Genomic DNA, 9,383 nt, shown 5'->3' on the forward strand with positions numbered 1-9,383 from the left:
AGGGCCCGACCAGCGCTCCCGCGTGCGGGGGCAGCGTCAGGCGGCCGGCGTCGAGCGTGACGCCGGCACCGGTCTCGAAGAGCAACGTCGCGGCGGCGGTCTCGACCGTCGCCGCGGCGTCGCCGAAGTTGACCACGATCGTCAGCTCGTCACGACGCATCGTGAACACCCGGGTCGCCTCGTCCGCGGTGCACTCGACGGCGGCGAACGACGGGTCCGTCAGCGACTCGTGCTCGCGGCGCAGCGCGGCAAGACGGCGGTAGACCTCCAAGATCCGGGCGTGCCGGCCGCCGGTCGCCTCCGCCCAGTCGAGCTTGGAGCGGCGGAACGTCTCGGGGTCCTGCGGGTCCGGCACGACGGCCGGGTCCCAACCCATCCGCTCGAACTCCGCGATCCGGCCCTCGGCGGTGGCCGTGCCGAGCTCGGGCTCGGGGTGGGAGGTGAAGAACTGGAACGGCGTGGACGCCGCCCACTCCTCGCCCATGAACAGCATCGGCGTGAACGGTCCGCACAGCGTCAGCAGTGCCGCGCACGCGAGCTGGTCGTCGTCGAGCACCTCGGTGATCCGGTCGCCGCGGGCCCGGTTGCCGATCTGGTCGTGGTTCTGGCTGCACACCACGAGCCGCCACGCGGGCATCGAGCGCAGGTCGACGGGGAAGCCGTGGGTGCGGCCCCGGAACGACGACCACGTGCCGTCGTGGAAGAAGCCGCGCTCGCACACCTTCGCCAGCGCCGAGAGCGGCGCGAAGTCGGCGTAGTAGCCCTCGGTCTCGCCGGTGAGCGCGACGTGCACGGCGTGGTGGAAGTCGTCGCTCCACTGGGCGTGCAGCCCGTAGCCGCCGGCCTCGCGCGGGCGCACCAGCCGGGTGTCGTTGAGGTCGGACTCGGCGATCAACGTCAGCGGCCGGCGCTGGTGGGCCGAGAGCGCGTCGACCATCACGGCCATCTCCTCCAGCAGGTGCTGGTGGCCGGCGTCGTTGAGCGCGTGCACGGCGTCGAGCCGCAGCCCGTCGACGTGGTAGTCGGCGAGCCACATCCGCACGTTGTCGAGGATGTAGTGCCGCACCTCCTCCGCCCCGGGCCCGTCGAGGTTGAGGAAGTCGCCCCAGGTGTTCGCTCCGCTCTTGAGGTACGGCGCGAACAGCGGCAGGTAGTTGCCCGACGGTCCGAGGTGGTTGTAGACGACGTCCTGGATCACGCCGAGCCCGGCGGCGTGGCAGCCGTCGACGAAGCGCTGGTAGCCCTCGGGGCCGCCGTACTGCTCGTGGACGGCGAACCAGCCGACGCCGTCGTAGCCCCAGTTGTGGGTGCCGTTGAACGCGTTGACCGGCATCAGTTCGACGAGGTCGACGCCGATCTCGCGCAGGTGGCCGAGCTTCTCCAGCGCGGCGTCGAAGGTGCCCTCGGGGGTGAACGTGCCGATGTGCAGCTCGTAGATCACCGATCCTGCGAGCTGTCGCCCGGTCCACGTGTGGTCGTTCCAGACGTACGTCGCGGGGTCGTAGGTCCGCGACAGCCCGTGGACGCCAGCGGGCTGGCGGCGCGAGCGCGGGTCGGGCCGGGGTGTCTCGTCGACGCCCACGAGGTAGCCGTAGTCGACGTCCGCGCCGACCGGCACCGGCTCGGCCGGCGTCCACCAGCCGTCGTCGGCGCGCGTCATGTCGACGGTCTCGCCGGCCACCGAGAGCCGCAGTCGCTCGGGCAGCGGCGCCCAGATGTCGAAGGGGCCTCGGGTCACGACGTCTCCTTCACCAGCAGGGCCACCGGCAGCGTGGCGAGCAGCTCGGCGAGCCGCGGCGTGGCGGGGGTACCCGTGAGCGCGTCGTGCCACTCGCCCGGCGGCAGTACGAGCTCGGTGTCGCCCCAACCGCCGCGCGCGGCCAGTCCGGCGGGCAGGCGGGTCGCGACGGTGATCGCGCCGCCGCGGTCGAAGGCCAGCACGTGGCCGGCTGCATCGCCGGTCGCTGGGACGGCGTCGTACGTCGTGAACAGCTCGGGCCGGTCGCGCCGCAGGGTGAGTGCGGTGCAGGTGACGTGCAGCTTGTCGACGGCGTCGTCGCTGGCCTCACCGGCCAGGACGGCGGCTCGGTGGTCGAAGTCGACGGGGCGGCGGTTGTCGGGGTCGACGAGGCTGGTCTCCCACAGCTCGCTGCCCTGGTAGACGTCGGGGACTCCGGGCATCGTGATCGCCACGAGCTTGGCGGCCAGGGAGTTGGCCCGCGCGGGCTCGTCGATGCGTGCGGCCAGGTCGGTCAGCACCGCGCGAACGCCGTCGGACTCGAAGACCGCGTCGACGGCGCGGTGCACGGCCGCCTCGTAGGCCTCGTCGGGCGCGGTCCACGTGGTGCGGTCGCCCGCCTCGCGCATGGCCTTCTCGGCGTAGCCGTGCAGCCGCTGCGGCAGGTCGGGCAGGTGTTCCGGGGTCCAGGCGCCGAGGATCGCCTGCCAGAGCAGGGAGCCGAAGCCGGGATCCGGCAGGGGTACGAGCTCGAGCAGCCGGTCGAGGGCCTGCTCCCACACGTCCGGCATCTCGGCCAGCACGGTGATCCGGGCGCGCACGTCTTCGCCGCGCTTGGTGTCGTGGGTCGACAGCGTCGTCATCGCGTGCGGCCAGTCGCGCTGGCGGACGTCCATGGCCTCGTGGAACGCACTCGGGTCGATGGCGAAGACCGACGGGTCGCCGCCGACCTCGTTGAGGGAGGTCAGCCGCGACCAGCGGTAGAACGCGCAGTCCTCCACGCCCTTGGCCATCACCATGCCGCTGGTCTGCTGGAACCGCAGGGCGGGAGGGTTGGCCGAGTCGCTCAACACCCGCTCGAGCAGGTCGACGGCGCGAGTCGACTCCAGGTCCTGGGTGCCGATCCGTACGGTCTCGAACGCCTCCTCGAGGTGCTCGCGGCCCTCGGGCAGGTAGGAGCGGTAGACCGGGAACGCCGCGAGCAGGTGAGCCACGACGTACTCCAGCTCCCTCGCGGGGACGGAGTCGTCGATCTGTCGCACCTCGCGGACGATCCGGCGCACCTCGGAGTGCAGGATGCCGTTGGCGACCTCGAGCTTGCGAGCGAAGACGTAGCCCTGCCACCAGATCTCGCCACCGCGCAGTCGCGCCTCGAGCGCATCGAGGGGCGCCTGGCCGGCCGGGTCGGTCAGCACCCGGTCGATGAAGGCGAGGGCGTCGTAGCCCGTCGTTCCGTGCGTCGCCCACGAGGTCGGAAGCGACTCGCCGGGCTCGAGGATCTTCTCCACCAAGACGTAGGCGCCGCCGGTGAGCTCGGCGAGGTCGTCGAGGTAGCCCTTCGGGTCGCGCAGGCCGTCGGGGTGGTCGACCCGCAGCCCGTCGACGAGGCCTTCGTCGAACCAGCGCTTGATCTCGACGTGCGAGCGCGCGAACACCTCGGGGTCCTCGACCCGCACGCCCGCCAAGGTGTTGACCGCGAAGAACCGCCGGTAGTTGAGCTGGTCGTCGGCGTCGCGCCAGCTCACGAGCCGGTAGTGCTGCTCCTCGTGCGTCGAGGTGCCGGGCGCGAGCGGGAAGCGATGGTCGTGGTAGCGGACCTCGCCGTCGGCCACCCGGATGGCGCCCTCGTCGCCGTCGCCGACCACCGGGATCAGCACCTTGCCGTCGCCGGCGTCCCAGTCGACGTCGAACGCGTCGGCGTACGCCGAGTCGCGACCGTGCTGGAGCAGGTCCCACCACCAGGCGTTCTCGGCCGGCGTCGCGACGCCGACGTGGTTGGGGACGATGTCGACGAGCACGCCCATGCCGAGACGTCGGGCCTCGGCGGACACCGCGGCGAGACCCTCGGCGCCGCCGCGCGCGGGGTCGACGCGGTCGAACGCGACCACGTCGTAGCCGTGGCTGCTGCCCGGCTCGGCCGCCAGCAGGGGGGAGAGGTAGACCCAGTCCACGCCGAGCGCATGCAGGTACGGCAGCCGCCGTGCGGCCTCGAACAGGTCGAAGTCGGCGGTGATCTGCAGCCGGTAGGTGCTGACCGGCACCCGCGCGGGTCCGGCCCCCGCCTCAGCCACGTCGGGCCTGGGCGACCGACGCGGCCACGGAGTGGTCCGGCTCGGCCTCGGGCTCGCGATGCTCCCGCAGCACGACGACGCTGCGTGAGGTCATCGAGTACGTCGACCCCGCGGCGTACGCCGGCTGCTCGTCGGCCGTGCCGCCGGTGTCGACGACGACGTCCCAGCCGTCGGCGTACTCGTCGGGCGGCAGGGTGACCTCGGCCGGTCCGTCGGCGTTGAAGTACAGCAGGAAGTGCTCGTCGACGATCGCGTCGCCGCGCTCGTCCACACCGGCGATCCCGTGCCCGTTGAGGTACATGCCGATCGCCTGGGCGCCGCTGGTCCAGTCGCCGTCCTCCATCGGCCGGCCGTCGAGGTGCAACCAGACGATGTCGTTGAGCCGGTCGCCGTCGCCACCGTCGGGAACCCGCACCGTGCCGCCGGTGAAGAACCGCTTGCGGTGGAACGTCGGGTGGTCACGGCGCAACCGCGCCAGGGCGGCGGTGAACTCGATGAGGGGCTTGTCCGCGTCGTCCCAGTGCACCCAGCTGATCTCGGAGTCCTGCGCGTAGGTGTTGTTGTTGCCCTGCTGGGTGCGGCCCATCTCGTCACCGTGCAGCAGCATCGGCACGCCCTGGCTCAGCAGCAGCGTCGCGATGAAGTTGCGCTGCTCGCGGGCCCGGAACGCGAGGATCTCGGGGTCGTCGGTCGGCCCCTCGACGCCGTGGTTCCACGAGCGGTTGTGGCTCTCGCCGTCGTTGTTGTCCTCGCCGTTGGCCTCGTTGTGCTTCTCGTTGTAGGAGACGAGGTCGTTGAGCGTGAAGCCATCGTGGGCGGTGACGAAGTTGATGCTCGCGACCGGTCGGCGTCCGGAGTGCTCGTAGAGGTCGGCCGAGCCGGCGAGGCGCGAGGCGAACTCGCCGAGCGAGGGCTCGCCGCGCCAGAAGTCGCGGACGGTGTCGCGGTACTTGCCGTTCCACTCCGTCCACTGCGGGGGGAACCCGCCGACCTGGTAGCCGCCGGGGCCGATGTCCCACGGCTCGGCGATCAGCTTGACCTGGCTGACGACCGGGTCCTGCTGCACGAGCTCGAAGAACGTCGAGAGCCGGTCGACGTCGTAGAACTCGCGCGCCAGCGTCGAGGCGAGGTCGAAGCGGAAGCCGTCGACGTGCATCTCGGTCACCCAGTAGCGCAGCGAGTCCATGATCAGCTGCAGCGAATGCGGGTGGCGCACGTTGAGGCTGTTGCCCGTGCCGGTGTAGTCCATGTAGTAGCGCTGGTCGTCCTCGACGACGCGGTAGTACGCCGCGTTGTCGATGCCCTTGAAGCTCAGGGTGGGCCCGAGGTGGTTGCCCTCAGCGGTGTGGTTGTAGACCACGTCGAGGATGACCTCGATGCCCGCGGCGTGCAGCGCCTTGACCATCGACTTGAACTCCTGCACCTGCTGGCCCGGCTGGCCGGTGGCCGCGTAGTCGGCGTGCGGTGCGAAGAACCCGAGGGTGTTGTAGCCCCAGTAGTTGCGCAGCCCCTTCTCCAGCAGCGTGCTGTCCTGGACGAACTGGTGCACCGGCATCAGCTCGATCGCGGTGACGCCGAGCTTCGTCAGGTGCTCGATGATCGCCGGGTGCGCGAGGGCGGCGTACGTCCCACGCATCTCCTCGGGCACGTCCGGGTGCAGCTGCGTCAGGCCCTTGACGTGGGCCTCGTAGATGATCGTCTCGTTGTAGGGGTAGTCCAGGCGCCGGTCGCCCTCCCAGTCGAAGAACGGGTTGATCACCACCCCGTGCGTCATGTGTGCGGCCGAGTCGTCGTCGTTGCGCGAGTCCTCGTCCCCGAAGTTGTAGGAGAACAGGGACTGGTCCCAGTCGATCTCGCCGGCGGTCGCCTTGGCGTAGGGGTCGAGCAGCAGCTTGGTGGGGTTGCAGCGCTGGCCGTTCTCGGGGTCCCACGGTCCGTGCACGCGGTAGCCGTAGCGCTGCCCCGGCTGCACCGAGGGGAGGTAGCAGTGCCAGACGTAGGCGTCGACCTCGGTCAGTTCGACGCGGGTCTCGCGGAACCCGCCCGAGCCGTCGGGCTCGAAGAGGCACAGCTCGACCTTCTCGGCGACCTCGCTGAACAGCGCGAAGTTGGTGCCGCTCCCGTCGAACGTGGCCCCCAGCGGGTAGGCGCGCCCCGGCCAGACCTCCATGACACCCTCCACCTGCTCGTCCAGCGGCCCCACCCTGTCGGCGGTTGGAACGATCAAAGCACACCCCTCGGTCTGGTCAGCGATTCTGGATGCCTGTACCCAGGGCGGTCCAGGACGAACCGCGGCGCACCTCACGCCACCGCGGGGAATGCGCCAGGACCCGGCGGGGTTCCAAGGGGTCGTGGCTGTCTCGGAGGTGTCCCGCGCGAGCGTGGGTCTGCGCAGCGAGCGCGGACCGGTCCTGCTGGCGGTGATGCTGAGCACCGGCCTCGTCGCGATCGACTCCACGATCCTCGCCACCGCCGTCCCGGCCGTCGTCGAGGACCTCGGGGGATTCACCCAGTTCCCCTGGCTGTTCTCGGTCTACCTGCTCGCCCAGGCCGTGTCCGTGCCGGTCTACGCCAAGCTCGCCGACCAGGTCGGCCGCAAGCCCGTGATGCTGGTCGGCATCGCGCTGTTCCTCCTCGGATCGCTGCTCTGCGGGCTCGCGTGGGGGATGGGCGCGCTGATCGCCTTCCGGGCCGTGCAGGGCCTGGGGGCCGGCGCCGTCCAGCCGGTCGGCATGACGATCGTCGGCGACATCTACTCGGTCGCGGAGCGAGCCAAGGTGCAGGGCTACCTGGCCAGCGTCTGGGCGATCTCGGCGGTGGTCGGTCCGACGCTGGGTGGGATCTTCGCCGACTACGTGTCGTGGCGGTGGATCTTCTTCATCAACCTGCCGCTCGGGATCGCTGCCGCGTGGATGCTCGTGCGGCACTTCTCCGAGGACGTCGCCCGGGCCCGGCACCGCATCGACGTCGCCGGCTCGGCGCTCCTCACCGCTGGCGGTGTGCTGCTCCTGCTGGCACTGCTCGAGGGCGGCATCCGCTGGTCCTGGTCCTCGAGCACCAGCATCGGGCTGTTCGCCGTCGCCACTGCCCTGCTCGTGCTCTTCGGCCTCGTCGAGCGCCGCGCCGCCGAGCCTGTCCTGCCGCTGTGGGTGTTCCGCCGGCGGGTGCTGGTCTCGGCGATGCTGGCCTCGCTCGTGGTCGGCGTGCTGATGATGGGCCTCTCGACGTACGTCCCGCTCTACGCCCAGGCCGTGCTCGGCCACGGCGCGGTCGTCGCCGGCTTCGCGCTGGCCGCGATGACGCTCGGCTGGCCGATCGCGGCCTCGAACGCCGGTCGCCTCTACCTCACGATCGGCTTCCGCTCCACGATGCTGATCGGCGGCGTCATCGGCTTCGCCGGCGCGGCGCTGCTGCTGACCATCGACCAGGACAGCTCGATCCTGCACCTGGCGGCGCCCTCGTTCGTCATGGGCATCGGCTTCGGCCTGGTGGCCAGCCCCTCGGTGATCGCCGCCCAGTCGTCGGTGACCTGGCAGCACCGCGGCGTCGCGACCGGTACGACGATGTTCGCCCGGTCGGTCGGCAGCGCGGTCGGGGTGGCGGTCTTCGGCGCGATCGCCAACGGTGTCGTGACCTCCCGGCTCGGGCGCGGTGTGCCCGACCTCGAGCACCTCACGCCGGATGTCCTGCACCCGGCGGTGCACGCGGTGTTCGTCGCGTCGGCGGTGGCGGCGGTCGCACTGGTCGCCGTCTCGCTGGTCATGTCCCGCCGCGTGGTGGAGCCGGTTACCGACTAGTAGCCCGCGTCGTAGGATGCCCGCCATGAAGCGGAGCATCTACGACGAGGACCACGAGGCGTTCCGCGCCTCCGTACGCGAGTTCCTGGAGCGGTCGGTCATCCCGCAGGTCGAGCAGCACGCCGCGGACAAGGCCATCCCGCGGGACTTCTGGCTCGAGGCCGGCAAGCAGGGCTTCCTCGGCCTCGAGATCCCCGAGGAGCACGGCGGCGCCGAGGCCGGCGACTACCGCTTCAACGCCGTGCTCCTGGAGGAGCTCAACAAGGTCAACGCCGCCCTCGGGTCGTGCGTGGGCATCCACGCCGACATCACCGCGCCGTACCTCGTCGAGCTCGGCACCGAGGAGCAGAAGAAGCGCTGGCTGCCCGGCGTCGCCGCGGGCGAGATCCTGCTGGCCATCGGCATGACCGAGCCCTCGGGTGGCTCCGACCTCGCCGCGCTCAAGACCACCGCCGTCAAGGACGGCGACGCGTGGGTGCTCAACGGGTCCAAGACGTTCATCACCAACGGCTACTCCGCCGACCTGGTGATCATCGCGGCGCGCACCTCGCCGGAGAAGAAGGCCCGGGGCATCACGCTGTTCGCGGTCGACACCACGACCCCGGGCTTCAGCCGTGGCCGCAAGCTGGACAAGGTGGGCCAGGACGAGTCCGACACCGCGGAGCTGTACCTCGAGAACGTCCGCGTCACCGACGCCGAGATCGTCGGCGAGCTCGACGGCGGCTTCATCCACATGATGCAGAAGCTGCCCCAGGAGCGGCTCGGCTGTGCGATCTCCAACGTCGCCCACGCCAAGCAGATCCTCATCGAGACGCTGCAGTACACCAAGGACCGCAAGGCCTTCGGCCAGGGCATCGGCTCCTTCCAGCACAACAAGTTCCTGCTCGCCGAGCTGTTCACCCAGATCGAGGTCACCGAGGCCTACATCGACCAGTGTGTCGTCGCCCACGACGCGGGCGAGCTGACGGCGGTCGACGCGGCCAAGGCCAAGTGGTGGAGCTCGCAGGTGCAGAACGAGGTCCTCGACCACTGCGTGCAGCTGCACGGGGGCTACGGCTACATGAACGAGTACCGCGTCGCGCGTGCCTGGCGCGACGCCCGGGTCTCGAAGATCTGGGCAGGTTCCAACGAGATCATGAAGGAGCTGATCGGGCGCGACCTCGGGCTCTGAGAGGCGCCCCTGACGGCGCACGAGGCTGTCGTCGAGGCCGTGCCGCGCGCCGGGTAGCCCAGGCAAACCTTGCTTGCGGCGCCCGGCGCAACGCGTTGGAATCGACCCATGGCAGTCAGTGAGATGGAGGCGATGCCCGTCGGCCCGCACGCCGACGAGCCGCACCCGCGGGGCTTCAACAACCGGCTGAACTGGCTGCGCGCCGCCGTGCTCGGCGCCAACGACGGCATCGTGTCGACCGCCGGCATCGTGATCGGCGCCGTGGGTGCGACCGGCGACCGCAACGCGATCCTGATCGCCGGCGTCGCCGGCGTCGCGGCCGGCGCGATGAGCATGGGGGCGGGCGAGTACGTCTCGGTCAGCACCCAGCGCGACTCCGAGCTCGC

General features: G+C 70.8%; 6 protein-coding genes. 3 read left to right on the forward strand and 3 right to left on the reverse strand.

Going from position 1 to position 9,383, the window contains the following annotated elements:
* From treZ to glgX, 3 genes are all read right to left on the reverse strand, one after another.
* Positions 1-1,738, reverse strand: a 1,738-nt coding sequence (treZ, locus tag Q0L15_RS06440; RefSeq protein WP_296603077.1) for a malto-oligosyltrehalose trehalohydrolase, incomplete at its 3' end; no start/stop codon positions are given.
* Entirely contained in the window at positions 1,735-4,029 is a 2,295-nt protein-coding gene (gene treY, locus Q0L15_RS06445; RefSeq protein ID WP_296603079.1) for a malto-oligosyltrehalose synthase, read from the reverse strand. The genes treZ and treY, both read right to left, overlap by 4 nt.
* Positions 4,022-6,199 (reverse strand): glycogen debranching protein GlgX, encoded by a 2,178-nt coding sequence (glgX, locus tag Q0L15_RS06450; RefSeq protein ID WP_296603080.1) that lies wholly within the window; start codon positions 6,197-6,199, stop codon positions 4,022-4,024. The genes treY and glgX overlap by 8 nt, the downstream gene beginning before the upstream one ends.
* 181 nt (positions 6,200-6,380) lie before the next feature.
* On the opposite strand from glgX, the gene Q0L15_RS06455 reads away from it, so the two are divergent.
* The 3 genes from Q0L15_RS06455 to Q0L15_RS06465 all read left to right on the forward strand — a co-directional run.
* Positions 6,381-7,826, forward strand: a complete 1,446-nt coding sequence (locus tag Q0L15_RS06455) for an MDR family MFS transporter (protein WP_296603082.1) — start codon at positions 6,381-6,383, stop codon at positions 7,824-7,826.
* 25 nt (positions 7,827-7,851) lie between these two features.
* Entirely contained in the window at positions 7,852-8,997 is a 1,146-nt protein-coding gene (locus Q0L15_RS06460) for an acyl-CoA dehydrogenase family protein (RefSeq protein ID WP_296603083.1), read from the forward strand.
* A 123-nt stretch (positions 8,998-9,120) separates the two neighbouring features.
* The coding region (locus Q0L15_RS06465; protein ID WP_296603084.1) for a VIT1/CCC1 transporter family protein at positions 9,121-9,383 on the forward strand (263 nt) is incomplete at its 3' end.

Source organism: Nocardioides sp., assembly GCF_024509035.1.
In the GTDB taxonomy this organism is placed as follows: Bacteria; Actinomycetota; Actinomycetes; order Propionibacteriales; family Nocardioidaceae; genus Nocardioides.